This is a genomic window from Terriglobus sp. (assembly GCF_965201105.1).
In the GTDB taxonomy this organism is placed as follows: domain Bacteria; phylum Acidobacteriota; class Terriglobia; order Terriglobales; family Acidobacteriaceae; genus Terriglobus.
Genome location: NZ_OZ241741.1, coordinates 3,347,988 through 3,373,788, shown reverse-complemented (window position 1 = coordinate 3,373,788; position 25,801 = coordinate 3,347,988). Strand labels below are relative to the sequence as shown.

General features: G+C 60.4%; 21 protein-coding genes. 7 read left to right on the top strand and 14 right to left on the bottom strand.

Translation table 11 applies throughout. The features are described from left to right. Window positions 1-11: 11 nt before the first annotated feature. Window positions 12-1,064 (bottom strand): aldo/keto reductase, encoded by a 1,053-nt coding sequence (locus ACOFKT_RS14920; protein ID WP_419804776.1) that lies wholly within the window; start codon window positions 1,062-1,064, stop codon window positions 12-14. A 79-nt stretch (window positions 1,065-1,143) separates the two neighbouring features. Between ACOFKT_RS14920 and ACOFKT_RS14915 the strand changes: the two genes are divergently transcribed. Next, window positions 1,144-1,548 carry an SseB family protein gene (locus tag ACOFKT_RS14915; RefSeq protein WP_419804775.1) on the top strand — a complete coding sequence of 135 codons (405 nt, stop codon included), beginning with the start codon at window positions 1,144-1,146 and terminating at the stop codon, window positions 1,546-1,548. Between the two features lie 12 nt (window positions 1,549-1,560). Here the strand turns inward: ACOFKT_RS14915 and dut are convergent, their stop codons facing one another. The 7 genes from dut to murQ all read right to left on the bottom strand — a co-directional run bounded on the left by dut (window position 1,561) and on the right by murQ (window position 8,400). Then, window positions 1,561-2,004, bottom strand: coding sequence for a dUTP diphosphatase (dut, locus tag ACOFKT_RS14910; protein WP_419804774.1), 444 nt, complete (start codon window positions 2,002-2,004; stop codon window positions 1,561-1,563). Between the two features lie 34 nt (window positions 2,005-2,038). Then, complete coding sequence (locus ACOFKT_RS14905; protein ID WP_419804773.1) at window positions 2,039-2,239, bottom strand: hypothetical protein; 201 nt, start codon at window positions 2,237-2,239, stop codon at window positions 2,039-2,041. A gap of 252 nt (window positions 2,240-2,491) precedes the next feature. Continuing rightward, window positions 2,492-3,538, bottom strand: a complete 1,047-nt coding sequence (locus ACOFKT_RS14900) for an aldo/keto reductase (protein WP_419804772.1) — start codon at window positions 3,536-3,538, stop codon at window positions 2,492-2,494. Window positions 3,539-3,682: 144 nt separating this feature from the next. Then, window positions 3,683-4,000, bottom strand: coding sequence for a hypothetical protein (locus tag ACOFKT_RS14895; RefSeq protein ID WP_419804771.1), 318 nt, complete (start codon window positions 3,998-4,000; stop codon window positions 3,683-3,685). 36 nt (window positions 4,001-4,036) lie between these two features. Then, the gene (locus ACOFKT_RS14890) at window positions 4,037-6,034 is read right to left on the bottom strand and encodes an ATP-dependent DNA ligase (RefSeq protein ID WP_419804770.1); all 1,998 of its coding nucleotides are present in this window, start codon (window positions 6,032-6,034) and stop codon (window positions 4,037-4,039) included. Window positions 6,035-6,084: 50 nt separating this feature from the next. Further along, on the bottom strand, window positions 6,085-7,320 hold the full coding sequence (locus ACOFKT_RS14885; RefSeq protein ID WP_419804769.1) for an MFS transporter: 1,236 nt from the start codon (window positions 7,318-7,320) through the stop codon (window positions 6,085-6,087). 174 nt (window positions 7,321-7,494) lie between these two features. Next, window positions 7,495-8,400: an N-acetylmuramic acid 6-phosphate etherase gene (murQ, locus tag ACOFKT_RS14880; protein WP_419804768.1), complete on the bottom strand. Its 906-nt coding sequence runs from the start codon at window positions 8,398-8,400 to the stop codon at window positions 7,495-7,497. A gap of 207 nt (window positions 8,401-8,607) precedes the next feature. Here murQ and ACOFKT_RS14875 point away from each other — a divergent pair, with 207 nt between their 5' ends. Both ACOFKT_RS14875 and ACOFKT_RS14870 read left to right on the top strand, forming a co-directional pair. Then, the gene (locus ACOFKT_RS14875; RefSeq protein WP_419804767.1) at window positions 8,608-9,450 is read left to right on the top strand and encodes an alpha/beta fold hydrolase; all 843 of its coding nucleotides are present in this window, start codon (window positions 8,608-8,610) and stop codon (window positions 9,448-9,450) included. Window positions 9,451-9,633: 183 nt separating this feature from the next. After that, window positions 9,634-10,959 (top strand): Gfo/Idh/MocA family protein, encoded by a 1,326-nt coding sequence (locus tag ACOFKT_RS14870; RefSeq protein ID WP_419804766.1) that lies wholly within the window; start codon window positions 9,634-9,636, stop codon window positions 10,957-10,959. A 100-nt stretch (window positions 10,960-11,059) separates the two neighbouring features. On the opposite strand, the gene ACOFKT_RS14865 is transcribed toward ACOFKT_RS14870, so the two are convergent. Next, window positions 11,060-11,218 carry a DUF3309 family protein gene (locus ACOFKT_RS14865; protein WP_419804765.1) on the bottom strand — a complete coding sequence of 53 codons (159 nt, stop codon included), beginning with the start codon at window positions 11,216-11,218 and terminating at the stop codon, window positions 11,060-11,062. Between the two features lie 113 nt (window positions 11,219-11,331). Next, the gene (locus ACOFKT_RS14860; RefSeq protein ID WP_419804764.1) at window positions 11,332-11,841 is read right to left on the bottom strand and encodes a hypothetical protein; all 510 of its coding nucleotides are present in this window, start codon (window positions 11,839-11,841) and stop codon (window positions 11,332-11,334) included. A gap of 281 nt (window positions 11,842-12,122) precedes the next feature. Between ACOFKT_RS14860 and ACOFKT_RS14855 the strand changes: the two genes are divergently transcribed. Together ACOFKT_RS14855 and ACOFKT_RS14850 are read left to right on the top strand one after the other, a co-directional pair. Then, window positions 12,123-14,288 (top strand): EAL domain-containing protein, encoded by a 2,166-nt coding sequence (locus tag ACOFKT_RS14855; protein ID WP_419804763.1) that lies wholly within the window; start codon window positions 12,123-12,125, stop codon window positions 14,286-14,288. A gap of 538 nt (window positions 14,289-14,826) precedes the next feature. Next, window positions 14,827-14,961 (top strand): hypothetical protein, encoded by a 135-nt coding sequence (locus tag ACOFKT_RS14850; RefSeq protein WP_419804762.1) that lies wholly within the window; start codon window positions 14,827-14,829, stop codon window positions 14,959-14,961. A 415-nt stretch (window positions 14,962-15,376) separates the two neighbouring features. Here ACOFKT_RS14850 and ACOFKT_RS14845 read toward each other — a convergent pair whose 3' ends face one another. The 3 genes from ACOFKT_RS14845 to gyrA form a co-directional block, all read right to left on the bottom strand. Then, a complete protein-coding gene (locus ACOFKT_RS14845) occupies window positions 15,377-16,000 on the bottom strand; it encodes a hypothetical protein (RefSeq protein WP_419804761.1) in 624 nt (207 codons plus the stop codon). A gap of 417 nt (window positions 16,001-16,417) precedes the next feature. Next, window positions 16,418-18,286 carry a radical SAM protein gene (locus ACOFKT_RS14840; RefSeq protein ID WP_419804760.1) on the bottom strand — a complete coding sequence of 623 codons (1,869 nt, stop codon included), beginning with the start codon at window positions 18,284-18,286 and terminating at the stop codon, window positions 16,418-16,420. A gap of 334 nt (window positions 18,287-18,620) precedes the next feature. Continuing rightward, complete coding sequence (gene gyrA / locus ACOFKT_RS14835; protein WP_419804759.1) at window positions 18,621-21,695, bottom strand: DNA gyrase subunit A; 3,075 nt, start codon at window positions 21,693-21,695, stop codon at window positions 18,621-18,623. 159 nt (window positions 21,696-21,854) lie between these two features. Between gyrA and ACOFKT_RS14830 the strand changes: the two genes are divergently transcribed. Continuing rightward, complete coding sequence (locus tag ACOFKT_RS14830; protein ID WP_419804758.1) at window positions 21,855-22,994, top strand: Fic family protein; 1,140 nt, start codon at window positions 21,855-21,857, stop codon at window positions 22,992-22,994. A gap of 12 nt (window positions 22,995-23,006) precedes the next feature. Here the strand turns inward: ACOFKT_RS14830 and ACOFKT_RS14825 are convergent, their stop codons facing one another. Then, a complete protein-coding gene (locus ACOFKT_RS14825) occupies window positions 23,007-23,972 on the bottom strand; it encodes a PEGA domain-containing protein (protein ID WP_419804757.1) in 966 nt (321 codons plus the stop codon). A gap of 106 nt (window positions 23,973-24,078) precedes the next feature. Between ACOFKT_RS14825 and ACOFKT_RS14820 the strand changes: the two genes are divergently transcribed. Beyond that, window positions 24,079-25,800 (top strand): S10 family peptidase, encoded by a 1,722-nt coding sequence (locus tag ACOFKT_RS14820; protein ID WP_419804756.1) that lies wholly within the window; start codon window positions 24,079-24,081, stop codon window positions 25,798-25,800. Window position 25,801 lies beyond the last annotated feature (1 nt).

Genomic DNA, 25,801 nt, shown 5'->3' with positions numbered 1-25,801 from the left:
TACGCGCAGATCTAACGCCAGCTTTTTACTTCCGCTCCGGCGAAGATCATCTTCTTGCCGGCTGGGGAGAAGAAGCGGTCCATGCTGGTCGGTTCGGGCGCGCTTGCCTGGTTCAGCGCGTCCATCTGCTGCGGCGACAGCTGCACGTCCAGCGCTGCGAGATTGCACTGGAGCTGTTCGACTGTTTTCGCGCCCAGAATGGTCGAGATCACGCCCGGTTGTGCGTACACCCACGCCAGCGCCAGCTTCGGCAGGTCCAGCTCCGCGTCCGCAGCGATCGCGCGAACACGGTCCAGCACCTGCCAGTTGCGCTCAGTGAACTTCTGAAACGACGGCAGGTTCAGGTCCAGCCGGCCGCCGCCCTGCTGGGCATTACCGTCGGCGCCGCGCGTGTATTTGCCGGCGAGAAAGCCGGCGGCAAGCGGGCTCCAGGGCGTAATGCCCATGCCGCACACCTGCGCCGCGCGCACGTACTCAGCTTCGATCTCGCGGCTGGTCAGGGAGTACTCCATCTGCAGCGCGATGGGGCCGGGTACGCCGCGCGCCTCGGCCAGTGTTGCCATGCGGGTGGCGTACCACGCAGGCACGTCCGACAGGCCGAAATAGCGGATTTTACCCGCGCGGATCAGGTCGCCCATCGAGTCGAGCACTTCTTCAATCGGCGTGACCTGGTCCCATGCGTGCATCCAGTACACGTCGACGTAATCGGTGCGCAGACGCTGCAGCGAACCTTCCAGTGCGCGATGCATGTTCTTGCGGCTGTTGCCGCCCAGCAGCGGCCGGCTCGGGTTCGGGTTGAAGGTGTACTTGGTCGCCAGGACCAGATCATCGCGCAGCTTTGCGTCGGCAATGTAGCCGCCGACCAGCTCCTCGCTGCGGCCTTTCGCGTACACATCCGCCGTGTCGATGAAGTTGCCGCCAGCCTCCACGTAGGCGCGAAAGACCTGCTCGCTGACTTCGTCGGGAGAACCCCAGCGCGGCGTGCCGAAAGTCATGGTGCCCAGCGCCACGGGAGAGACCAGCAGGCCTGAGCGGCCCAGGGTACGCAAGTCGTTTGGCTTCATAAAGGATTGGATGCGCGTGGTCCGGCCCGGCTTCGCGGCCAGCGCTCACCGGCGGAACGGCCGCATCTAACCGTTAGAAATGGATCAATTCAACGAGCCGAACGAGCCGAACGAACTCGAACAGGCCATTCTTGCCGTCCGCGCCGGGGCGCTCTCGCAGCAGGAGTTCGTCGCAAAGCTGGTGGGAAGCCGAATCGCGGTTCCAAGCCGCACCGAGGTCCTTGGCGAACTGGGCGCGGTTCGTCCCATTCTGCTGGACAAAGGGAATGAAACGTTTGTTGCCGCGTATACAGAGGTGGTCTACGCCGATGCGTTTCGCAACCTGGCCAGCTACTGCCTCCAGATCAACGCGCTTGCGTGGCTGCGCGCCATGCCGCGCGACGTTGGCCTGGTGTTGAACCCCGGCATGGACGCAACGATCCAGTTTTCCGCGCCGGGCGTGCAGCAGATCGTGCGGAACTTTTCACCGGAGCCGATCAACTAGCGACCGGTTGCATCAATGGCCGGTGGAGCCGAAGCCGCCCGCACCGCGCGCCGTGGTCTGGCGTGTGTCGTCCAGGGCTTCGACTTCGACGAACTCCGCCTCGATACGCCGCACCAGGCGCAACTGTGCAATGCGATCGCCTGCCGGTAATGTGATTGGCGCATCGGTGATGTTGATCAAAACGACTTTGAGTTCGCCGCGATAGCCGGGGTCGATGACGCCTGCGAGCGTGGTGATGCCGCGCATGGCCAAGCCGCTGCGGTCTTCCACGAGCGCGCCGTAATCAGCAGGGAACGCCATGACAAGCCCGGTCGGGACAAGCGAGGTCTGGTGGGGCGCGATGGTGACCGCCGCAACGCTGTACAGGTCGGCCGCAAGATCCCCGAACGGGCCGTGGTGCGCGTACTGCGGTAGCTTGGCGGTGGGTTGAAGGCGCGCGACGGAAACCTGGGGCATGCGGTCAGCATACCCAAGTTGGTGGTGACCGAAGTTAAACTCTGCCGCTTGCCTGTGTGGGCCGGTGACCGTGGCGGGACTCGCCGCGATCGCGCAGCATGGTGCGAATGCCGCACTGCCGGCAGCGCCAGGGGTACATACCAAACAGGGAGTAGACAAAGGTCTCCATGAACCCGTGGCGAGCACTGCGGCGTAGATTGCTGCGCTTGCAACTGGAGCAGATGCGTTCGACCATCGCCAGCACTCCCCTGTGTCACATGGTTGAGCGGTGGGCTATCGCCTACCACTCTGCTGCTGACCGGACAATACCATCTTGGATGCAAGAACGGCCAGCTGAGCCAAAATGGAACTGACTTTGGGGGCCGTCCTTGCGTTCCGGCCCGGTTTGCAGTCCAGTGATGCGACAGGCTGGAACGGATCAGGCGAACAGTGCAGCGCGCTGGCTGGCTGAATCTGCGGCTGCGCCGTACGCCCCGAAAAATCTGCGTTACCAACGCACGGCCGGCGGAATCGGGTTACGCTCCTGGAACTGCCGCTGATGCCAATAAGGGTAGGGCACGGGCCGTTCGCTCGCCGCATCCAGTACCTGGACCTGTTCACGCGTCAGGCGGAAGTCAGCGGCTGCGAGATTGGCTTTGAGCTGCTCTTTATTTCGTGCCCCAATAACCAGGCTGCTGATTGTGGGCTTTTGCAGCAACCAGTTCAGCGCAATTTGCGGCACGGTCTTGCCGGTTTCGGCCGCAACCTTGTCCAGCGCGTCGACGACCCGGTAAAGGTATTCGTCGTCCACCTCCGGGCCGGCCTCACCGCCGCCCTGGCCGATGCGGGTGTCCTTGGGCGCCGGCTGGCCGCGGCGAATACGGCCGGTCAGGCGGCCCCAGCCGAGCGGGCTCCAGACCAGGCAGCCTACGCCTTCGGCCAGGCCCAGCGGCATCAACTCCCATTCGTAGTCGCGGCCGATCAGGGAGTAGTACGCCTGGTGTGCCACATAGCGCGGGTAGTCGTAGCGCTCGCTGATGTCGAGGGAACGCTGCAGGTGCCAGCCGCTGAAATTGGAGCAGGCGATGTAACGCACCTTGCCCGCGCGCACCAGCGTGTCGAGGGTGTTCAGTGTTTCTTCGATGGGCGTCAGAGCGTCGAAGGCGTGCATGTGGTAGACGTCGATGTAATCGGTTTTCAGGCGCTTCAGGCTGCCCTCGACCTGCTGCGTGATGTGCAGGCGCGACGAGCCGACGTTGTTGGGTCCGGGGCCGAAGCGGAACGTCGTCTTCGTGCTCAGCAGCACGGATTCGCGCGGCAGGTGGGCGATGGCCTCGCCCAGCACCTCTTCGGACGCGCCGTTTGAGTACACGTCCGCGGTGTCGAAGAAGTTCACGCCGGCTTCCATGCAGGTGTCGACCAGATCGCGTGCGTCTGCCACGTCGGAGGCACCCCACCGCTTAAAGAATTCGTGATTCGCACCGCCAAAGGTGCCCGTGCCATAGCACAGGACCGGCACCTGCAACCCGCTCTTGCCCAGCTGTCGAAATTCCATGCGGATTGGATGCGGCGAACCAGCGACGGCAAAGGTCGCTGCGCGGGATATGTCGCGTGCTGGATTGCCTGTGGTGCGGGTGATTCGTCGGCTAGGCGGCGCGAGGTTCCGACAGCTTTGTTTCCAGCACACTCACGCGCTGGCTCAGGAAGAAAGCTGTTTGTAGACCATCAGCTCGTTTTCTGCCTTGCTCTGCGCAATCGCGGCGAGCAAGGCGTGAAATTGTGCGTCCGAGCGGGCAGCAGAGGCCTCAAACTTTTCACTCATGTGCCGTTCCAGAGTCGTCATCTGTTCGGAGAGCCGCTTATCGAGAGAAGCAATCTGCTCGGAAAGGCGCCTGTCGACAGCGACAATCTGATCTTTCAGAGCATCGGTTTTAACCTTCAATTCGCGGACGTCTGGTGCAACGACATCCTGAATCGCGGTTTTAACGGACTGAATGATGTTTTCGCCGTTGCTCATGCGTTTGCCTGTCTCCATTCTAGTGCCAATGTGGCCTCAGTTGACAGGACCTGGTTCTGCGCCGGCGTCCGCCGCAGGCTTGTCCGGCTGCGATTGGTAGATCTCTTCCACGCGCGCGACCGTGTCGATCTCGTCGAGCGGCTTGTCGCGGCGAATTTGCAGGATGCGTGGAAAGCGCAGGGCGAAACCGCTGCTGTGGCGGTCGGAACGCATGATGTTGTTGAACGCGACCTCAAGAATCATGAGCGGCTCAACGGTGCGGAAATGGCCGTAGTCCTCCAGCGTGTGCGCCTTCAACCATTCGGTCAGTTCGGCGATCTCGGCGTCGGTCACGCCGCTATAGGCTTTGCCCACGTTCTTCAGCGATCCGTCCGCGTCGCGCACGGCAAAGGTGTAATCGCTCAGGAACTGCGACTTGCGCCCGTTGCCGTATTCGGCGCCGGTGATGACCACGTCCAGCGTGTCGAGCGTGCGCTTCAGCTTGACCCAGCTGATGCCACGGCGGCCCGGCTGGTAGACAGAACCCGAGGCCTTGATCATGACGCCCTCGTTCCCGCGGTCGCGCGCCGACAGGTATGCGTGGTCAAGGTCGTCGGCGCTGGACGCGTGGCGAACGGCGCTGATCAGCAGCCGCTGTTCGCCGTGTGCCTTGCTTACGCCATCGTCGACGAAGAGCCCGCCTTTCGGCATCGGTGCCGTTGCTTCCAGCGGCGAACACGTAACGCGCTCGATGCGCTGTGCCGCAGCTTCAAGCCGTTGCCGCCGCTCCTGCAGCGGCAGGTCCAGCAGCAGCGAACCGCCGGCAAACAGGATGTCGAAGCACATGAACACGACTGGCGTGCCGCGGCGCACGTCGTTGGTCACGCGCTTGCGGCCGATGCGCGGACTGAGCACCGCAAACGGCAGCGCGCGATGCTCGCGCACGTTCCACGCCAGCACCTCGCCATCCAGGATGAGGCCATTGCCAGAGCTGTCGCCAAGCAGCTCCGGCGTCACGCGCGCGAAGGCCTCGGCGATCTCCGGATAGCTTACGGTCACGTCTTCGCGGTTGCGTGAATACAGTGCCACGCGGCCGGGTTGTGACGGGTCGCCGCAGTGCAGTTGTACGCGCATGCCGTCGTACTTGTCTTCAATCTGCGCGTCGATGTGGATCGCGTCGAGCGTAATCTGCTCCCGCTCTTCGGGATCGTCCGAGTGGGGCGAGGCGTTCTCCTCCGCGGTTACGGCTGCACCCTCACCGGCACTGCTTGTGTATTGCGAAACGCCCGCCTCCTTCGCGATGTCCGGTGTAGCGGCAAAGCGTTTCACCGCTTCCTCGGGCGTGTCCACGGGCGAAGCCAGCATGAAACCTAACGGGTGGAACAGGCGCATGCGCGCTTCGCCGAGCCGGCCCTGGAACGCTTTGCGCACGGCGTCCAGGAGGTCGGCCTCCAGCGTGATGGCGTTGCGCACGGCTTCCAGCGGCTGCTCGCTGGCGACGGCGACGGCCTCTTCGATCAGCGCCTGCTTCACGCCGATGCGCATGTCGCCCAGCATCAGCTTGACCAGGTACTTAGCTTCGACCGGCGTGGCCGCCCGCAAGAGACCGGTCAGCAGCTGTTGGCGAATGGCCGTGGTCTTCGCGACTGCGATTTCCGCGAAGCTCTGCGCGATGCCGGCATAGGTCAGCGATGGCTCAGGCGAGTGATGCTTTTCGGTCCACAGGTCGCCCGTTGCCGCGCCCAGGTCGCCGTGGCGACGAAAGGCGGCAGTGAACTCGGCGTCGGTCGGGTTCACGATGTCGCGAATGACGCGCGACATCATCGCGCCGCCGACGTTCAGCTTGCGCGAATCGAACTCCGCAAAGGGAGTACCGGCCAGAAACATGGCAAACAGCCCGGCGTCACGCAGGCCGTTTTCCGCGTTGCCATGCTCGTCCGTGCCTGCGTCGCGCGCAGCCAGCAGGCCGGCTGCAATGGCCGCGCGCTTCTTCAGCTTGCTGCTGGTTGCGGCGAGCTCGTCCGCAAGCTCTGCCATGGAAAGATAAAGGCTCATCGTCGCACCCGCTCACGATAGATGCGGATGCCACCACTTGCGCCAACCCGCTACATCTCAAACATGACCGGCTCGGCGTCCGGGATCGAGGCTGGGCGGCGGTAGAGTTGCTTTTGCCCGGTCACGTGGCGCATTACTGCCAGCGCAATCAGCACGACTGACAACCCGCACGTGCCGTTCACGCCGTAGTGCTGCCAGGCCAGCGTGCTGAGCGCCGATGAGATTGCCGCGCCGGTGAAATAGCTGACCATGTACACCGTGTTGACGCGCGACCGGGCATCGGGCCGCAGCGCGAAGATGCGCGTCTGGTTTGCGATTTGCGAGGCCTGCGCGCCCACGTCCATGATGATTACTGCCAACGCCAGCAGACCCAGGTACAGCCACACGTGCAGGTGTGCCGTATGCTCCTGGTGCTCGGCCAGCCGTTCTGTACCGTAGATGCAGCCGTACGAAACCGCGAGCACAGCCAGCGCCATCGACATGACATAGCGCGGCCCGCGCCGGTCACTCAGCTTGCCCGCGAACGCAGCCATCAACGCGCCGGCCGCACCCACCAGGCCGAACGATCCCGCGACACCGGCGCCCAACCCGTGCGTTTGCAGCACAAAGGCGAGCGTGTTCCAAAAGACGGAGAAGGAGCCGAAGACCAGCGCGCCCATCAAGGAGCTTTCACGCAGAAGTGGTTCTTCGCGGAAGACCGTCCAAAGTGAACGCATCGCGTCCGCGTAGCGCAAATGCTGCTTGGGCGGCAGCACCGGCATCAGTCGCCGGATCGCGGGCGCAAAGCACGCGGAGACCACTGCCGCGACCAGGAAGACCACGCGCCAGCCAGAAACCTTCCAGGCCGCATTGCGTGTCAGGTAGAGCACCAGGTCGTTGATCCATCCGGCAAAGGTGCGCGCCAGCAGAACGCCCAGCAGAAGGCCGGTCATCACGATGCCGATTGCTTTGCCGCGCTCCTTCGGCTTTGCCAGATCGGGCGCAATGGGCAGCGCCACATGCGTCACGCATGCCAGCGCGCCCGCGGCCACGCTCGCCAGCACCAGCAACGGCAGAGTGGGCGCCACCGCAACCAGCAGCAGCGCCACGGCGACGGCCGCATACAGCTTCGTCATCAGGCCGCGCCGTTCCACGATGTCGCCCAGCGGCACGCAGCACAGCAGGCCGCCCGCGTAGCCGACCTGGGTTGCCACCGCGACCAGCCCCGCCTGCGACGCGCTCGCGTGAAAGCTCTGGCCAATGGTCGGCAGCAGCGGCTGCGCAAGGTACATGGAGGAAACGCCCACGCCGCAGCACATGCCAAGAAAGGCAAGCGGAGCTTTGGGCTGAGGTTGAGAACCGGGTCGTGCTGACATCACTACGTTTCGATGTTACGCCGTCTGCTTACGAGAGAAGAACACTGTGAGAACTGCAACTGCATCATTAGGCGAGCAAGAGGTGCGATCGAGTGCCGCACCGCGTCATGCTTCCAACGCAGCCCGCAACACGCCGCCTACGGCCTGCAGCTTTGCCTCAGCCTCTTTGCGGGTTGTATGGTTCGCGCCCATCACAATCGCCGTCTTCACGTTGCCGCCTTCGCGCAGCAGCGCCGCCGCACGATCGCGCGAAACGCCCGTGGCTTCCGCGACGATGCGCTCCGCACGGTCGACCAGCTTGGCGTTGGTTGACGCCACGTTGACCATTAGATTGCCGAGCACGTACCCCAGGCGAATCATCAGCCCGGTTGAGAGCATGTTCAGTGCCAGCTTGGTCGCTGTGCCCGCCTTCATGCGCGTGGAGCCGGTGATGACCTCCGGGCCCGTGGCCGGTGTGATGGCGATGTCAGCCGCATGCTCGACCGCCGAGCCGGGCACACACGACAGGCCGATCACCAGGCAGCCTTCGTTGCGCGCATGCTCCATCGCGCCCAGCACGTAGGGCGTGCGGCCGCTCGCGGCAATGCCGACCAGTACGTCGAGGCCTTTCGACTGTCCGAATCCGTTCGCGAGGAGGTCCAGCGCACCCTGCTCGCGCGAGTCCTCGGCACCTTCCGCGCTGACGCGGAGCGCCGGGTCGCCACCCGCGATCAGTCCCTGCACCATGTCGCGTGGGACCGAGTAAGTTGGCGGGCACTCCGAGGCGTCCAGCACGCCCAGTCGTCCGCTGGTGCCCGCGCCGATGTAGTAGAGCCGGCCGCCCTGGCGTACCCGCTCCGTAACCGCATCCACGGCCCGCGCAATCGCCGGAATGGTTTCGGCCACGTGCGCCGCAACGGTCGCGTCTTCTTCGTTAATGATGCGCAGCATCTGCTCGGTCGGCAGCGTGTCGATCTCTGCCGTGCGCGGATTGCGCGATTCAGTCAGCAATGTGCCCAGGTTTGTTTCCATGCAACCAGTATCGCGACTATTGCAAGCTGGATCGTGTGCGAGCGCACAAACCAGCCCTCCAGTCACATCAACAAGCTGAAGACGCTGGCTGCAATATCACGCCATCGTGATCGCCGCTCACCGCTCCACAAGCGACATCGCACCGGCGCGACGGCATCCCACGTGTTCGAGACGGAGTGCTTTGACCTCCGCGGAAAGCGAGCTGCGATGCCCTACTTTGAAGCAAAAGACGGTACGGACCTCTACTACTACGACTGGGGTACAGGCGCGCCCGTCGTACTCATTCACGGTTGGCCGCTGAGCAGCGCCAGCTGGGAGTACCAGGCGCGCGTGCTGGCCGACTCTGGCTTTCGCGTGATTGCCTATGACCGCCGCGGTTTCGGCCGCAGCGACTGGGCTGCCAAAGGGTACGACTACGACACGTTCGCCAGCGATCTGAACGATCTGATGGAAGGCCTGAACCTGACCGGCGCCACGGTGGTCGGCTTCAGCATGGGTGGCGGCGAGGTCGCGCGCTACATAGGGCGTTATGGTGAATCGCGTCTAGCAAAGGCCGTGTACATCTCCGCGGTTCCGCCGTTCATGCTCAAGACGGACGACAATCCGGATGGCGTGGACAAGAAGGTGTTCGATGAAATCATAGAGGGCCTTGAGAAGGACCGTCCCGACTTTCTGAAGAGCTTTGCGAAGAAGTTCTACGGCAACACTGCGCTCAGTCACAAGGTTTCCGAGGCGCAGCGTGAGTTCTTCCACTCCATGGCGATGTCTGCCTCGCCCAAGGCCACGATCGAATGCGTCAGAGCTTTCGGCGAAACGGATTTCCGCAGCGACCTGAGCAAAGCGACGATTCCTACGCTCGTCATCTACGGCAGCAAGGATGAAACGGTGCCTCCTTCCGTTGCCGGCGAGCGCATGAAGGGGCTGGTCGCCAACTCCGAGAGCATTGAGTACGACGGCGAGGCGCACGGCTTGACCAACTCCGCTCCTGACAAGCTAAACCATGACCTGCTCACCTTCATGCGGGCGCCGGCCCGTGTCGCTGGACTGTAGCCTAGCCGAAACGATGCGGCTGCGTCCTACCCGATGCCTGACTCTGGTGCCGGGTGAGCTTTACCTTTAGGTGCATCAACTCGCAGCCGGTTTGGGCCGATGACTCACCTGCTGCGAGTTTGTTCTGACAAGTCTCAAACAAATCGCGTACCATGCTTCCGCAACCAAAACAGGGGAGAATGCATGTCGTCACGCCGAGAGTTTCTAGGGACCGCCGCCACTGCCGCCGCCGGTCTCGCCATTGCCGCCAACGCAAAGAGCTACGCGCAAATCGCCGGCTCGAATGAACGGGTCAACTTTGCCATCATCGGCCTGAACAGCCGCGCCTATGCGCACCTGTCGTCCTTGAAAGCGAACAAGGCAAACGCACGCATTGTCGGCGTGGCCGATGTGGACACGGTCATTCTCGAGCGCTTTGCCGGCCGCGCCGCCACCGCCATGGGTGACAAGCCACGCACCGAGCAGGACTTCCGCAAGCTGCTGGCCAGCAAAGACATCGACGTCATCACCATCGCCACACCCGATCACTGGCACGCGCCCATGGCGATTCTGGGCCTGCAGGCGGGCAAGCACGTGTACGTGGAAAAGCCGTGCAGCCACAACCCGCAGGAAGGCGAGTGGCTGGTCGCCGCGCAGAAGAAGACCGGCAAGCTCTGCCAAATGGGATCGCAGCAGCGCTCGCACAAGGCGACGCAGGAGATCGTGGCCAAGATCAAATCTGGCGCGCTGGGCAAAGCCTATTGGGCCGAAACCTGGTACGCGAACACGCGCAAGCCCATCGGCGTCGGCAAGCCGATTCCCGTGCCTGCCACCCTTGATTGGGACCTGTGGCAGGGGCCCGCGCCGCGCGAGGCCTACCGCGACAACGTGCATCCGTACAACTGGCACTGGTTCCGCACCTGGGGCACGGGCGAAAGCCTGAACAATGGCACCCATGAGGTTGACGTGGCGCGCTGGGCGCTCGGCGTGGATTACCCGAACAAGGTCACTGCCGCGGGCGGCCGTTACGCCACAAAGGATGATTGGCAGTTCTATGACACCCTGGACACCAGCTTTGAATATCCCGACGCCTTGATCACGTGGAAGGGGTCTTGCATCAGCGGCAAGAAGACCTATGGCCGTGACCGCGGCACCGCCGTTCACGGCACGCAGGCGACCGCGGTCATCGACCGCGCTGGCTGGGAGATCTACGACCAGAAAGACAAGGTGATCGACAGCTACAAGCAGCCGGCGCACGCTGCCACTTCTTCGGCTGACACCGTGGGAGCGGACTCGATGACGGACGCGCACTTTGCAAACCTGATCGCGGCCATTCGCACCGGCGAACCGCTGAACCAGCCCGTTGCGCAAGGCAATGTGAGCACCACCCTGGTGCAACTGTCGAACATCGCATATTTCTCGCAGGCGGTACTGACGCTGGATCCGGCGAACGGGCACATCACGGGCAACAAGACCGCTGAAGACATGCGGGACCGCAAGTACGAGAAGGGCTGGGAGCCAAAGGTCTAAGCCTGCCGGTACTTCAGGTCGTATAAGGAAACGACCTGAAGTACCGGCAGGTTGATTATAGGAAGGAGAAAGTCGGGATGCGCGGTTCGGGCGTGGCGGTTTAGAGCCGGCGTCCGCGGCCAAACAGCAGGAACAGCACCACGATGACCAGCACCAGGCTGAGACCGCCGCCGCCGTAGTAGCCCAGGCCTGGACCCATGGCGTAACCACCGCCGCCGAAGAGCAGAATCAGAACGACCAGAATGAGAATCAGCGGCATTTTTACACTCCTTGCAGAGGTGAGAAGCAGACTTGCGGCGCGATGTTGCATGATGCCACGCAATTCTGCGCCGAGCCGCCGCGAAAGTCTTCTTGCGCAGGAATGAACCGGCGTTACTCCGGCTCGTTACAGTGCTTCAGGGATGTCACCCACTGCTCGTAAAAACTTGCCGAGGCCGGGTTGTTGGCGGCGCGCAGCAAGGCAGACGCGGCGTGTGCGCCTTGCGCGGCGATGTTGCAGGCCTGCTGCACCTGAGCGGGATTCGCAACAGGCAATGCGTCGGCGCCCTTGAAGTGCAGGGCGGGGCCGCCGCTGTCGAAATTGAAGTTCGGCCCCATGTCGAGGAAGCCAGCGACGGGCTGGCCGGCTCGCATCACGCCAGCAAAAAGGCGGACATCGCTGGCCTCCACCTGCACACGGATGACGCCCGGCCCCTCGGCCAAACCGTTGCGGCAAGTGCCAATCCAGCGCAGAGAACCGCCGCTGCCCATCTCGGCAGGCACCAGCAAATGACAACCCTGCGCGTCCGCACGCATGGCTGCTGACCTCGCGGCAATTTTCGGTGCCTGCGCAGTTAGGGCACAGGAAAATAAGGTCAATGCAACAGCCGCGATCAGCTTCATGCCGCCAGTGTAAGCGAGCGGTTGGACGTGGAACGCGGCCTAGTGCTGTGGCGCATTCCCGGCGAGCCTTCTGCCCAGCTCTCCTCGCAACGGGTAGAGGAGACTTCTATAGCTCTCGCTGGCGCGGCGTACTACTTTTGGGTAACTCGGAGTAAACAGATGAAGCACGTCAATAGTGACAAGGTGTAGCTGCGTCACACGCCTATTTGTCGTCTCATAACAAAGACGCAATCACAATGGTTGCGCAGCGATCGATTCAAAGAACCAGCTTGTGCATAGGCGTGGCGAAAGCGCATCTGCACTCTTTCATTTGCCTTGGAGAAGATGACGTGTCCACTTTAAGCCCCTCACCCTGCGTGCGCGACAACGCAAGTGTAGCCACTCTTCCTGCTGACTCGTTGCAGATTTGCGGTGAAATTCTGTTCGACAGTGTGGGTTGCAGTCTGTTACTCCTCGATGCTTCCGGCCACATCACTTATGCCAACAAGCTCGCTGCGAGTATGACCGGCTACACCTGCCAGGAGTTAACACGACTGCGCTTTGAAGAGGTGTTTCGTGAAGCACGGGTGAGCGATCTGGCTTTCTCTGAAGACAAGAATCACCTGGGCACAATGCCGAGAATCGGCGAACGTGTGCACGGAACGGTGTGCTGCAAAGATGGCGTGAACATCACGGCACGCGTGCACCTGAAAGGCTTGCCCGGGCAGAACGGACGAGGCGGGATGCAGGTTGCGACACTGGAGGATCTGAGGGATTACCAACAGATGGCCGAATACGTGGATCTGGTGACTCACTACGACCTGCAAACCGGTCTGCCGAAAGTGGAAACCGTATTTCAACAGGTAGGAAGCGCGATTCTGCAATTGCAGGCATCCAGCAAAGCCTTTGCGTTGCTGGAAATTCGAATGGATGAGTTGGGCCGCATCTCTGAGTCACTCGGCCTGGAAGCCGCGGATGTGGCCGTGCGAGCCATCGGCAGTCGCTTAAGCAGCAACCTGGATGCCGACAAGCAACTGGTTCGTACCGGGACGGACGGATTCTTTGTGCTCCTCGCCGATTGCGAAAGCAGGGATAAGGCCTGTCAGGAAGGCAGCCGGCTCGTGCAGTTATTTGAGCAACCGTTTCAGATACAAGGCTACAGTGTTTGTTTGACCGCAAGTATCGGAGTAAGTTACGCCGAGAGTAATACAGCGACACGGGCATCTGTTTTCGCAGAGGCGGAAATCGCGGTCAGACGAAGCAAGTCCCTGGGCGGCAATCAGGTGAGTTGCTTTGAGCCCACAATGGCTGATTGGCATTGCAGGGCTGTGCAGACCGAAGCGCAACTACGCACAGCCCTTGAGCGCGAAGAACTTTTCCTGGTGTACCAACCACAGTTCTGCCTGAAAACGGGCAAGCTGACCGGTGTCGAGGCATTGGTTCGCTGGGCCAGTCCTGAGCGGGGTCTGGTCATGCCCAATGACTTTATTCCGCTGGCGGAAGAGACCGGGCTGATCGTGCAGCTCGGCGAATGGTGTTTGCGAACTGCTTGCCGCGATATTGCTGCACTCCAAAAACAAATCGGCCGGCAAATACTGTTGGCGGTAAACATCTCACCCAGGCAGGTGCATGCGAAAGGGTTCCTCGATGTGGTCAATCACGCATTGGAAGAAAGTGGTTTGGATCCGAAATGTCTCGAATTGGAGATCACAGAAGGACTCCTGATCAAGCATGAGGCCGAAGCTCTGCAAGTGCTGGCCAAGATACAAAACCAGGGCGTCTCGGTAGCGATGGACGACTTCGGAATGGGTTTCTCGAACCTTAGTTACATCACTCGGCTGAACGTCAATCGCCTCAAGATTGACCGGTCCTTCGTGGCGCGCTGCACAGAGGACCGCAGCCATGAAATGATCATGACTTCAATTCTGTTCCTCGCCAGATCGCTTGAGATGGATGTTGTCGCGGAAGGAGTGGAGACAGCTGCGCAAGCCTCGATGTTGGCTGGATTGCAGTGCAATAGCGCACAAGGCTATTTGTTTGCACGGCCAACCACGTTGGACGAGATATTGAAGCTAGCCGAAGTGCAACCTTCATCAAGGCTTTCCATCTGGCAAACCGCTCTGGAAAGTGAGATCGAGAACGAAACGGCCCCAGCAGTGCCCGACGCAAGGAACGCAGTCAATGTAGGCGAGACGCCGTCACAAGAGGTCTCCGCAGCCGCTCCGCTGGAAAAGATGCGAGAGGTTGCGCTTCAGGTGCGGGCAAGCGCCACATCAGAGCGTGCCGTGAAGCCGGCCGGCGTGGCTTGCGGGGAACCTCGCGATCCAGTGTGTCGACCGGTTTATCCGAAGCGTGTCGCTGGATCGGTGAAGGTACGTTTGCAAGCTGTTCCCGATGAGGCGGCGAAAGAGAGTACCCGCACGCCGAAGGAATCAGCATACGTGCCCAAATTTCAATTGCTGTCGTAGAGAGGTGTTTCCTTGCGATTCTGGCTCACGGGCGGACAGCTTACGGCCGGCTAGCCACCCGGCGAGGGCGACGAAAAAGCTGCTGCAGGACACCGGCCGGCGGTGGAGCAGGCCTGCAAGCTCTGATGTGGCCCCTCCCCCTCCGGTCTTTACGCAAGTTCCTCATCTTGCAAGGTTTGGGGATGCGATGGTTCTGTAAGTTCTTCCAGCGCAGGAACTTACACGTAAGATCCTGCGCTGGAATGACTTACGGGCAGTTTGCCGACCCTTCGCTTTCCCCTATGCCGCTCTTTCAGGATAGAAGAAAGGGTGGATATACCATGCCAAGTATTTTTGGTCTGTAAGTCTTGTTCCGTCAGCTACTTCGCCCGAAACTGGGTGCGCGAGGGGCTTGACAGCTCTTTGGGCCGGAGGTCTACGCCGTCGATGTGAGGGGAGGAGGCCGAGTACGTGCTGAGTGGCACCGTCCACGAAGAAGGCCGGATGGGCCAAGACGATCTTTGTTTCATCGAAGGGGTCAGCCCACGCAGCGGTTCCGTTGAAGACGACAGACGGCACCCTGGTGTGGGCCTACTCCGTCGACAAGACGAACGCGTACAAGGGTGAGCAGAGAGCGGCGGAAGCGATCGCGAAGCACATGAAGGGTGAAGCGGTCGAGCAGGCTAGGAAGTAGCGTCTCGGTGTGCCTTCGAAGGAGAGACCCATGCCCGAGAATCCGGACATGGGGCACCCGGGCGAGGTTCCGATGTGATCCATAGTCGAGTCCTTCGACATGGGTCGTATCTTTATACGATGCCAGCCGCTGAGAGACGACCAGCGCGGCGCGAGGCGACCAGCTTCTGTGGGCTGCGCGTGGCGGAAGCGACGCCTATGTCTGATTGGTCAGGCTGACTTCGACCGTTATCGCTTGGGTGGTATTGCAAACTCGGTGTGGAAGCGGAGTTGCCAGCGATCGTCGCGCAGGAGCAAGAGCGAGGTGATGTTCAGGTCGTCGGTGCTGGCTTGCTGAAAAGGAATACCAAGTGTGAGCTAAGTCTTAACTCCGGACATGAAGCAAGCACTCGGCGTTAACGTAGGATGACCACAGTTCAGACAGCTCTGCGAATTAAGAGTCGAACACAACTGTCCGCCGCTTTAGACAAAAAACTTTGACGATAAGAAGTGTAACTTGTTAGAAAATCCTGCTGAGACTTTTCCGGCGCTTGGCTGAGGTAGGCACACAGAAGAGAGATAATCTCGATTCCATATAGAATTTCCTTTGCTTGACGTTCGTCAAGGTGCTGGTCGCTCATTCCATCCGGGGTGTTTATGCCGGGTACAAACATCCATTCAAAGTCAGTCACTTCACCAGCTAAAGTGACGTTGGACTGTTCCAGCGAATCATTTACGCCTCCTCTGTCGTGCAGAGCTGCTACCGTTTTGCCGAGAACATAAGCGAATTCCGAAAGATAAGCTTCCTTGCTCCATCCCCGCAATTGGCAAGTTAGAGCAATCGTACGGGCCCGTTCCTCAGAAGTGTAAAAGCCGAGGTCGGCAACTCGGACAGGCATAATATGCGATGTGTACAGCAGAACAGGCATACCCTGAGCAACGCAAAATGGTTCAAAATGCTCAAGCAATAAACCCGGAAACCTATCTATGGCAGATACGAATTCTGCAAAGCCTAGAACCTCAGCAAACGATCCACTTACACCGCCGAGAGCGCGTTGCACAGCGAGCTCTCGGCGAGCGGCTATTTCGCCGTAGAGGCCGAAGTATAAATCTTCTTTCGGAGATGGAAAAACCGAGCATGGTCCACATGTCCACCCGACACCTTTGATGCTGACGAATCGGCCGTCGTTACATCGAGCAGTGGCGGAGCGCCCATGGAGAGGCGACAAGACATGTGGCTGACCGAGAGATAGGTCTCGTGAGGAAGCTCTGAACCAGCCCCCCACCTGAGCGATTGTGACGCTGTCGAGGGCTTCCAACGATATCGTGATTGGCGCGAAACCGAAGGAGAACTGCTTCACTTCGCAGCCAGAGAACCATATTCTATTGTTCCAGTGGAACGGATCGGTTTCCATTTTGTGCATTTACTTGATGAGGGGTGCCACGGCGCAGGAACGTGCCCACACCGTGGCGTTTGCTCAGCCCTGCCTGTAGTTGATACCGCAGGTGCCTTGCAAGCTCTTTGAACAACCAGAGCGGACCTGTGCTGTAATCTTCACAATCTTCTTGATCGTCATCGTCATCTTCACCTCCCTTCTCTCATAATTTGAATGCACTGCCGTAGCGCTGATGCACTGCTCGACATGTTGCGAAAGGTCGTCCAGCGAGGCCAGAAAGCGTGAAGCCTTTCTCGATCCGCACGCCAACTCCAAACCTGATGTGATCGACACAAACGGAATGAACGTCTCTTGTGAAAGCGCTGTTGTAGCGTTTTTAATTTGTATAAGAGGGAAAACGTCGAGCGGTGCTGAAACTGCGAAGCTTTCGATAATGTGACCGATTACTTTGATATCAAGATCGCGTTCCAACCACTGAGCCGCAAGCATTTTTGCTCCCGCGTGAAAACAATTCAGGGAAGCAGGCTTATCCCGATCACCATGTTCTAGGAACGCCATGCCCGGGCACTTGGCGCACCAGCCACAACGCTTGTGAGTTCCGCATTCTTCGTAATCTGAGAGAAGCTGGTTCTGCCATGTGCTTACTTCCAGCGAGGCGTCGACGGACTTCTTAGATCTGCGAGCGCCGAATGTTGTACGCCCCCAAAAATCTATCAACGACACGTTACGAATGTTCACATCACGTGCTGGCAAACTGCTACATGAGGAGACGTAACCTTCTGGATCGATGTACAGGACGCCGCCACCAGCTCCGCATACTGTACTGTTCTTATCCTTTGCAAAAAAGCCAAAGCTTTCCTCTTTGGATCCGACGTATAGAGGAGATCCCGAGGTGAGGGCCATAACCAAAACAGTTCGAGGATCATCGATGGCGCGCTTATCGACTATGCGTGCTCCATCTGCTCCGTCTGAAAGATGCATATCGATCTCTGGGGCAGCGCCAAGACGACCAGCACTCGCAATGAGGGCTGGATACTCTGAAGCCGTGTGACGGAGCAAAGAACTTTTAATGTAAAGTTTGATGTTCTGCCGGCGTACCCTCTGCGCAGCTTCCATAGTCCTGGAATGCGAGCCTTTTACCCCGGTGATCTCGTCGTGGGTTTCGGCATCAGTGCTGTATACAGAAAGCGAAATAGATGTGGGATAAAGGCGGCTCAGCTCTTCCATCAATCCCTCTGTGAGCCGAAGACCATTGGTGTACAGTGCAACGGAAAAGCCCAAGCTGCGTGCAAAGCGGAGGATTTCTAGTAAGTCAGGGCGCAGAGTGACTTCACCTCCGCTCAAAGTTAGTCGAAACACGCCAACTTTACGTAGATCCTCGAGAAGTGCAAACGCTTCCTGAGTCGTCAGTTCTTCACGGTCCCGTTTCGGCTTTTCGGTTTGTTCGTGAGCTGCGCCGGGGTTGTAGCAGTGAACACAGCGTTCGTTGCAGCGAAAAGTCATCTCCCAATGAGTCGCCCAAAGAAATCCCTGACCGGCGGCCCACTGCATCATTGATTGTTCTTCATCAGTGTTTTCAGCAAACTCTAGCCGTTGTGGAGTTGGAGTCGCTTCTGGTTGCTCAAAGCGAAACGCACGATCAGTAACGATGAACTCGGCTTCGCCTAGTTCTGCAATAAAAGATGCAAGTTCAGCCAAGTTCCATTCTTCCGTTTGGCATTTAGCTATGAGGTCACCGTAGGTGCAACGAGCCTCGATCAACTGCCAAATCATCGACGCTCTATCCTCAAGTAACGCAAATACATGTGTTTTCTCTGACTGAAGCACCGAGCGATTTGTGAGATCGCTTGCGGTATATGAGCGCCAGCACATCCATGGCGCAGGTTTAACGACGGTATCCAGAGAGGTGATTACCAGTTCCACAGGCAGAGGTGCAGCATCGACAGGCATAGCGTCCATAGGGGTGTGAACTGTCATTATGAACCAAGAATGTTTCAATCAAGATGATACGAATGGGGCATACCAACGAGGAGAAGTTTGTGCGGAGGCAGGCAGGTGAAATGAAGCCTGAAAACCTGCTGCTTGTGAAAAGCTGATCGTACTTGTCTTTTGACAGTGGTTGCCGCCGCGAGCAGAAGTCACATCCTTCGCTGCGCTCAGGATAAGACTTGAGACGAGGGTTATGGGTCTATGCCGGAGGCTAAAGCTTCCAATCGCGACAAAGCCTCCGGTGGGAACCAGAGGCTTTGTATGTTCGCGCGGTTGACGGGATGTTTTGCTGGTGTTATTGCACCAGTGGTTTGTCGTCTTCGGGTTTTTCTTCGTTGGGGATGGTGACGGCGGCGGCGACTTTGTCGGCGTCGTCGAGGTCGAGGAGTTTGACGCCCATGGTGGCGCGGCCGGCGGCGCGGATGGTTTTGGTGTCGATGCGGATGATTTTGCCGAACTGGGAGATGACCATGAGCTCGGTGGATTCGTCGACGAGCTGGATGGTGGAGACCTGGCCGATTTTGGGGGTGGTGCGCATGTTGATGACGCCCTTGCCGCCGCGGGACTGGAGGCGGTAGGCGTCGACGTCGGTGCGCTTGCCGAAGCCGTTTTCAGAGACGGTGAGGATGAGGCAGGCGGTGAGGCCGAGCTGCTTGTCGAGCTTTTCCATTTTTTCAACTTCGGCTTCGGGCAGGGCGGCTTCGACGACCTTTTCGGAGCTGTCGCCCTGGAGTTCGAGGGGGATGGCGCCTTTGGCCTTTTCGATCGCGGCGATGGCAAGCTCAACTTTCACCATCATCGAGTCGCTCACCGTGGATGGTCCCTTGCTCGAAGGGATCACACTCTCGGTGCTAACTCCACCTTGAAGAGTGTTCGCGAAGGCTGACTTGATCGCGCCTACATCAAGACCTTTTTCGGCGTCGATACGTTCTGCGTACTCACGACGCTTTTTGTTGCGGCTGGCTTCGGACGGGGTGACGGCGGCGCCGATGACGTAGTCCTTCTTTTTGAGGGAGATGCCGGTGTTGCCGCCGGCGTTGCGGCCCATGGCGCGCAGGCCGCTGGTGCGGGTCGGGGTGATCTGCTTGTATTCGCTCTCGAAGCGGATGGCCATGCCGTCGTGCGTGGCGAGGAAGATGACATCGTCTTCGCCGCAGATGCGGACGGCGATGAGTTCGTCGTCCTTGTCGATGTTGATGGCGATGATGCCGCGGGCCATGACGTTGGAGAAGTCGACGAGCGGGGTCTTTTTGACGATGCCTTCGCGGGTGGCGAAGAAGACGTATTTGCCCTCTTCCTTGAGGTTGCGGACGGCGAGATAGCTAACGATCTTTTCACCGGGCTGGAGGGCAAGGATGGAGGCCATGTGCTTGCCCTTGCCGGCGGCGCCGACGTCGGGAATTTCGTAGATTTTGAGCCAGAAGACGCGGCCGGTGTTGGTAAAGAAGAGCAGAAAGCTGTGGGTGGAGTCGACGATGAGGGAGGCGACGAAGTCTTCTTCGCGCGTCTTCATGCCGAGCCGACCGGTGCCGCCGCGGCGTTGCTGGCGGTAGGTGGAGATGGGCGTGCGCTTGAGATAGCCGGTGTGGGAGACGGTGACGGCGACCTGCTCGTCGGCGATGAGGTCTTCGAGGCCGAGCTCGGCGGTTTCGTCGACGATTTGGGTGCGGCGGACGTCGCCGTACTTGTCGCGAACCTCTTCGAGCTCCTTGACGATGACGCGGCGGAGTTTTTTCTCGGAGGCGAGGATCGACTCGTACTCGGCGATGGATTCGCGGACGCGGGCGAGTTCGTTGAGGAGCTCGTCGATGGAGAGCTGGGTGAGGCGGTAGAGCTGGAGCTCGAGGATGGCGTCGATCTGGCGGTAGGAGAGGATGAGCGAGCCGGCGAGGGCGCTGCCGGCGGGTGCGGCGGGGAGCAGGGCGGAGTCGACGCCGTACTTGTTGGGGTCGAGGGTGACGCCGGCGAGCTCGGTGCCGCGGAGGTTGATGGTGCGGCCGCTGAAGAAAGCGAAGAGGTTTTCGCGCGCTTCGGAGCGGGAGCCGCTGTTGCGGATGGTGCGGATGACCTGGTCGAGGTGGTCGAGGGCGATCTGGTAGCCGAGCAGGATGTGTTCGCGCTCGCGGGCCTTGCCGAGGAGGAAGGCGGTGCGGCGGCGGACGACGTCGATGCGGTGATCGATGAAGGCGCGGATGGCGTCGGGCAGGGGGAGCTCGCGCGGCTGGCCGTTGTGGACGGCCAGGAAGATCATCGAGAAGCTTTCCTGCAGGCTGGTGTTCTTGTAGAGCTGGTTGAGGACGATCTCGGGCTGAGCGCCGCGCTTGAGCTCAATGACGATGCGCATGCCTTCGCGGTCGGACTCATCGCGCACGTCAGAGATGTCGTCGACGATTTTTTCGGTGACGAGTTCGGCGATGCGCTTGATGAGGTTGTTTTTGTTGACCTGGTAGGGGATCTCGGAGACGATGATCGACTCGCGGCCGCCCTTGAGCTCTTCGGTGGAGCACTTGGCGCGCATGAGGAAACGGCCGCGGCCGGTGCGGTAGCTTTCGCGGATGTTGCGTTTGCCGAAGATGAAGCCGCCGGTGGGGAAGTCGGGGCCCTGGACGTGCTCGAGGACTTCGTCGAGGCCGGCCTGGGGATTGTTCACCAGGGTGATGGCGGCGTTGATGACCTCGGTCAGGTTGTGGGGCGGGATGTTGGTCGCCATGCCGACGGCGATGCCGGACGACCCGTTGACGATGAGGTTGGGGAAGCGCGCCGGGAGGACCGTGGGCTCCAGGGTGGACTCGTCGTAGTTGGGGGTGAAGTCGACGGTGTCCATATCGATGTCGGCGAGCATTTCGCCGGCGATTTTTTGCAGGCGGGACTCGGTGTAACGCATGGCGGCGGGCGGGTCGCCGTCGACCGAGCCGAAGTTGCCCTGGCCGTCGACCAGCGGGTAGCGCATGGAGAAGGGCTGTGCGAGGCGGACCATGGCGTCGTAGATGGCGGAGTCGCCGTGAGGGTGGTAGTTGCCCATGGCGTGGCCGACGACCTTGGCGCACTTGGTGTATTTTTTGTTGGCCTGCAGGCCCATCTCCTGCATGGCGTAGAGGATGCGGCGATGCACGGGCTTGAGGCCGTCACGAACATCGGGCAGGGCGCGGCCGATGATGACGGACATGGAGTAGTCGAGGTAGGAGCGGCGCATCTCCTCCTCGATGTTGATGGGGAAGAGGTGGAGTGCGCCTGGGCCCATGCTGCCGCCGCCGGAGGGCGGGGTGTTGCCGCCGGTGCCGGAGTCGCTGCGGGCGGAGGTGCTGCTGGCCTGTTCGTTCGAATCGGGGTCGTTGGGACCGAGAGGGAGGGCGTTTTGATCGTCTGCCATTCACTTTTCAGTATAGAAGTTCGTGTTCTTATTTCAGATTCTTCTGCCTTTTGGAATAGCGATTGGACCTATTCCAAAATTTGCTTTTATATGTATAGTAATTTCAATTTTAGCTGAATTTTGAAATAAGGGGCTCGTGTGAATCGAGGATCACAAGGTGTGTTCTTGAAACAAGGCAGCGGGATCTCGGAATTTCGCGCCTTCAATCCTAAACCTCTGCCGCCAGACCCTCCCCTCATTCTGGAAGGAGCACTTGCCAGGCAGATTTCACTCGCAGACCAGATGCTCGGGCGTCTTGACGGCCTTTCATCAATCCTGAGGCATCCAGATCTGCTGATCTACTTTTACATAAGGAAGGAGGCGGTTCTTTCGTCACAAATCGAAGGAACACAATCTACTCTTTCGGAGTTCTTGCTCTTCGAGGCGGAACCTGAGTTGCGCAATGACGACATTGTCGAGGTTTCGAACTACGTCGCTGCAATGAGGTTTGGTCTAGACCGACTTGGTTCTGGCTTTCCTCTAAGTCTGCGGCTGATTCGCGAAATGCACGAACACCTGCTGAGCGACGGTCGCGGTAGCGAGAGGAGCCCTGGAGAGTTCCGTAGATCTCAAAATTGGATCGGAGGAACGCACCCCGGGAACGCTTTCTATGTGCCGCCTCCTCTCCCGGAGATGCATGCGGCGCTCGATCAGTTTGAGAAGTTCATGAACGGACCCGCGGCGGACATGCCGATAGTTCTTCAATGTGCTCTGTTGCATGTGCAGTTTGAGACGATCCACCCATTTCTGGATGGCAACGGTCGCTTAGGCAGACTGCTAGTGACCATGTTGCTTGTGGAACGAGGAGTGCTAGGAAAGCCGCTCTTGTATCTCTCGTTGTACTTGAAGCAGCAGAAAAGTAGGTACTACGAGTTGTTACAAGACGTGAGGATAAAAGGGAACTGGGAGGAGTGGATCAGCTTCTTCGTGGAAGGCGTAACAATCACAGCAGAGCGGGCGGTAGCGCTTGCGCGAGATATTCTTGCACTCTTCGAGCGAGATGAAGCCAAGCTACAGGGTTTGGGTGGGAAGCGCGGTTCTGTTCTGCAGGTGTTCCACAACCTTCAGCGATTTCCCTACAGTTCCTCAAAGCAAGTAGCAGAGCGTACCGGACTTGCCTTCGGTACTGCGGTTTCTTCTCTGCAAGAGTTGGAACGCCTGCAGATTGTCGACGAGATTACAGGTCGCGAACGGCGGCGAACATATCGGTATGCCGAGTATGTTCGCTTTCTTGATCAGGGCACAGATCTCGTCAGATAGGTCCCAAAGGTATTACTTTTCGAGTGTCGCGTTGAGGTGGACGTTGGTGCCGCTGACGTTGAGGGTGCGGGTCCAGTCGGGGTAGTTCTTTTTCTTGACGGTGATGGTGTGTTGGCCGGCGGGGACCGTGAGGGTGGATGGGGTGTTGCCGGCGAAGGCGCCGTCGATCTCGATGTCGGCTCCGGGGACGTTGCTGTCGATCTGAACGGTGGCCATGGTGATGGCTGCGGCGGCAGGGGTGAGTTGGGCTGCTGCGGTGGAGGCGCTGGACTGCGTGCCCAACGGGTATCCGGGTTGAGCGGTGGCGAGGGCGCCCGGTTGGGTGCCTGCCAGGACTTGCGCCGTTGTGCCGGCCGGGGTGTTGGGGTCGGGCTTGCCGGTGAGGCGGGCCATGTTGAGCTTGGTGTCGCCCTGGACGAAGGCGGTGATGGCGGTGCCTTTGGGGATGGTGATGTCCTTGCCGTGCATGAAGAGGAAGAGTGGCGCGGCGGGGAAGAAGACGATGGCCGTGCCGACCATGGCGCCGGTCATGGCTCCGACGTGGCCGCCGCCCTTGGTGTTTTTGGTGGCGGCGAGCTGAACCTTGGTGCCGTCGGCAAGGCGGACGCTGTCGATGTTGACGTCGAGCTTGCCGCCGCGGCCCATGCGCTTTTTGGATTCGGCGGTGGTGACGGTGGCGATGGCGGGTGCGCCCTTGCTGATGACGGTGACGCCCTGTACGACGACGTCCTCGGTCACTTCAAAGGGGACGGTCTGGCCGACGTGCGCTTCGGCGGAGGAGACGGTCTCGGCGAGACGCAGGGAGACGGGCGTGCCGTCCATGAGGGTATTGGGAAGGGATGGGCGTACAACCTCAGCTGCCTGGGATGGACTTGTTTCGGCACCCGGTGCAGGTGCGGTGGATGTGGTTTGCGCGAAGGTGGACGAGGCGAGCACGAGCGTGCAGGCCAGAGACAGGGCAGGCAGAAAAGAGGTCACAGGCAATCCAGAAATTCAGAGTGGAGCAAGGGTAAGGGAGCGAGCGGACAGGGGCAACCACACCTTTGTGGGAGTGCGCGGGCAACGACCTGGCAGGCGGCCGGCCATGATGGGGAGTAATCAGCAGCTGCGTGCGATGATGGCGGTATTCCTTTCCGGTGAGGTTGTGCGGATGCGTGGGTTGGCGCTGGTGGCGGTGTTGTGGGGTGTGGGGTGCACCGGTGTTCCGAGTGGTGCGTGGGCGCAGGGACCGCAGCCGCAGAAGACGACCACGGTGACGACTACGGAGCCGGCGGCGGGGAAGCCGGTGATGTCTCCGAGTGGGCCGGCGGCGGACAGCGTGACGGAGGGCGCGGTGACGATCGCGGGCGCGCGCATTGCGTATCGCGCGGTGGCTGGAACGATTACGGTGGGCGCGAGCGATGCGCAGGACGCGAACCTGCGGTGGGACGGCAAGCTGACGAGCGATGCGGCCGTGGATGAGCCGGGGAAGCCGGAGGACCGGCCGCCGACGGCGCAGATGTTCTACACAGCATACTTTCGCAGCGATGTGAAGGATGAGACGACGCGGCCGGTCACGTTTATCTACAATGGCGGGCCGGGGTCGCCGACGATGTATCTGCACCTGGGGGCGTTTGGGCCGAAGCACATTGTGCTGGGCGATCTGGAGCACCCGGTGGGCGGGCCGTACCGCATGGCGGAAAACCCGAACTGCCTTCTGGATGCGAGTGATCTGGTGTTTATCGACGCGCCGGGCGCGGGCTACTCGCGGGTACACGGCAAGGACGCGATGAAGGCGTTCTATGGTGTGGACGAGGATGGGCGGGCGTTTGCGCGGTTCATCAAGAAGTGGCTGAGCAAGCATGACCGGTGGGGTTCGCCGCGGTACATTTTCGGCGAAAGCTATGGCACGACGCGGTCGGCGGTGCTGGCGCACATGCTGGGCGATGTGGACCTGAACGGCGTCATGTTGTTGTCGCAGATTTTGAACTTCAGCATTTCGGCGGACGGGCCGGAGGGGAATCCGGGCACGGATGAGGCGTACTTCCTGAGCCTGCCTTCGTTTGCGGCGACGGCGCTGTTTCACCATAAGATTCAGGCAGCGGGCGGGTTGGAGCCGCTGTTGCAGGAGGTCGAGCAGTTTGCCATGACGGACTACGCGGCGGCGCTGCACCAGGGTGCGGACCTGAGCGCGGAGAAGAAGCAGGCGATTGCGGCGAAGCTGGCGGGGTACACGGGTGTGCCTGCGGCGACGTGGGTGAAGGCGAACCTGCGGCTGAGCGGCGGGCAGTTCAGCGGGCAGCTGCTGACGGATGCGTCGGATAATGCGGGGCGGCTGGACACGCGATACAGCGGGCCAAAGCTGGATCCGCTGAGCAGCGAGGCGGACGACGATCCGTTCATGAGCGCGACGGGGCCGAGCTTTCTGAACGACATGAACCAGTACGCGCATGACGAGCTGAAGTATGGCGCGGAGTTGACGTATAAGCCGAGCGCGCGCGAGCCAGGGTTTCACTGGAACATGGGGCACAGCTCGCCGATCGGCGGCGGATGGGAAGGCTCGCTGAACGTGATGCCGGACCTAGCGGTGGCGATGGAGCGCAGCCCGAAGATGCACGTGTTGCTGATGGGCGGGTATTACGACCTGGGGACGACGTTCTTTGGGGCGACGTATGAGATGAAGCACCTGCCGATGCCGGCGCGGTTGCAATCGAACATCGCGTACCACTGGTTCCAGACCGGGCACATGGTGTACGTGAACCCGGATGCGGCCAAGGAACTGCACGACACGACGGCGGCGTTCATTCGAACGAACGCTGGACGTTAGC

Bases quoted from the DNA above. Each gene is read 5' to 3' on its own strand.
- ACOFKT_RS14840 (WP_419804760.1), bottom strand. From the start codon at position 18,286: ATGCCTGTCGATGCTGCACCTCTGCCTGTGGAACTGGTAATCACCTCT.
- gyrA (WP_419804759.1), bottom strand. From the start codon at position 21,695: ATGGCAGACGATCAAAACGCCCTCCCTCTCGGTCCCAACGACCCCGAT.
- ACOFKT_RS14890 (WP_419804770.1), bottom strand. From the start codon at position 6,034: ATGAGCCTTTATCTTTCCATGGCAGAGCTTGCGGACGAGCTCGCCGCA.
- ACOFKT_RS14870 (WP_419804766.1), top strand. From the start codon at position 9,634: ATGTCGTCACGCCGAGAGTTTCTAGGGACCGCCGCCACTGCCGCCGCC.
- ACOFKT_RS14865 (WP_419804765.1), bottom strand. From the start codon at position 11,218: ATGCCGCTGATTCTCATTCTGGTCGTTCTGATTCTGCTCTTCGGCGGC.
- ACOFKT_RS14915 (WP_419804775.1), top strand. From the start codon at position 1,144: ATGGATCAATTCAACGAGCCGAACGAGCCGAACGAACTCGAACAGGCC.
- ACOFKT_RS14905 (WP_419804773.1), bottom strand. From the start codon at position 2,239: ATGGTCGAACGCATCTGCTCCAGTTGCAAGCGCAGCAATCTACGCCGC.
- ACOFKT_RS14860 (WP_419804764.1), bottom strand. From the start codon at position 11,841: ATGAAGCTGATCGCGGCTGTTGCATTGACCTTATTTTCCTGTGCCCTA.
- murQ (WP_419804768.1), bottom strand. From the start codon at position 8,400: ATGGAAACAAACCTGGGCACATTGCTGACTGAATCGCGCAATCCGCGC.
- ACOFKT_RS14875 (WP_419804767.1), top strand. From the start codon at position 8,608: ATGCCCTACTTTGAAGCAAAAGACGGTACGGACCTCTACTACTACGAC.
- ACOFKT_RS14895 (WP_419804771.1), bottom strand. From the start codon at position 4,000: ATGAGCAACGGCGAAAACATCATTCAGTCCGTTAAAACCGCGATTCAG.
- ACOFKT_RS14920 (WP_419804776.1), bottom strand. From the start codon at position 1,064: ATGAAGCCAAACGACTTGCGTACCCTGGGCCGCTCAGGCCTGCTGGTC.
- ACOFKT_RS14900 (WP_419804772.1), bottom strand. From the start codon at position 3,538: ATGGAATTTCGACAGCTGGGCAAGAGCGGGTTGCAGGTGCCGGTCCTG.
- dut (WP_419804774.1), bottom strand. From the start codon at position 2,004: ATGCCCCAGGTTTCCGTCGCGCGCCTTCAACCCACCGCCAAGCTACCG.
- ACOFKT_RS14820 (WP_419804756.1), top strand. From the start codon at position 24,079: ATGATGGGGAGTAATCAGCAGCTGCGTGCGATGATGGCGGTATTCCTT.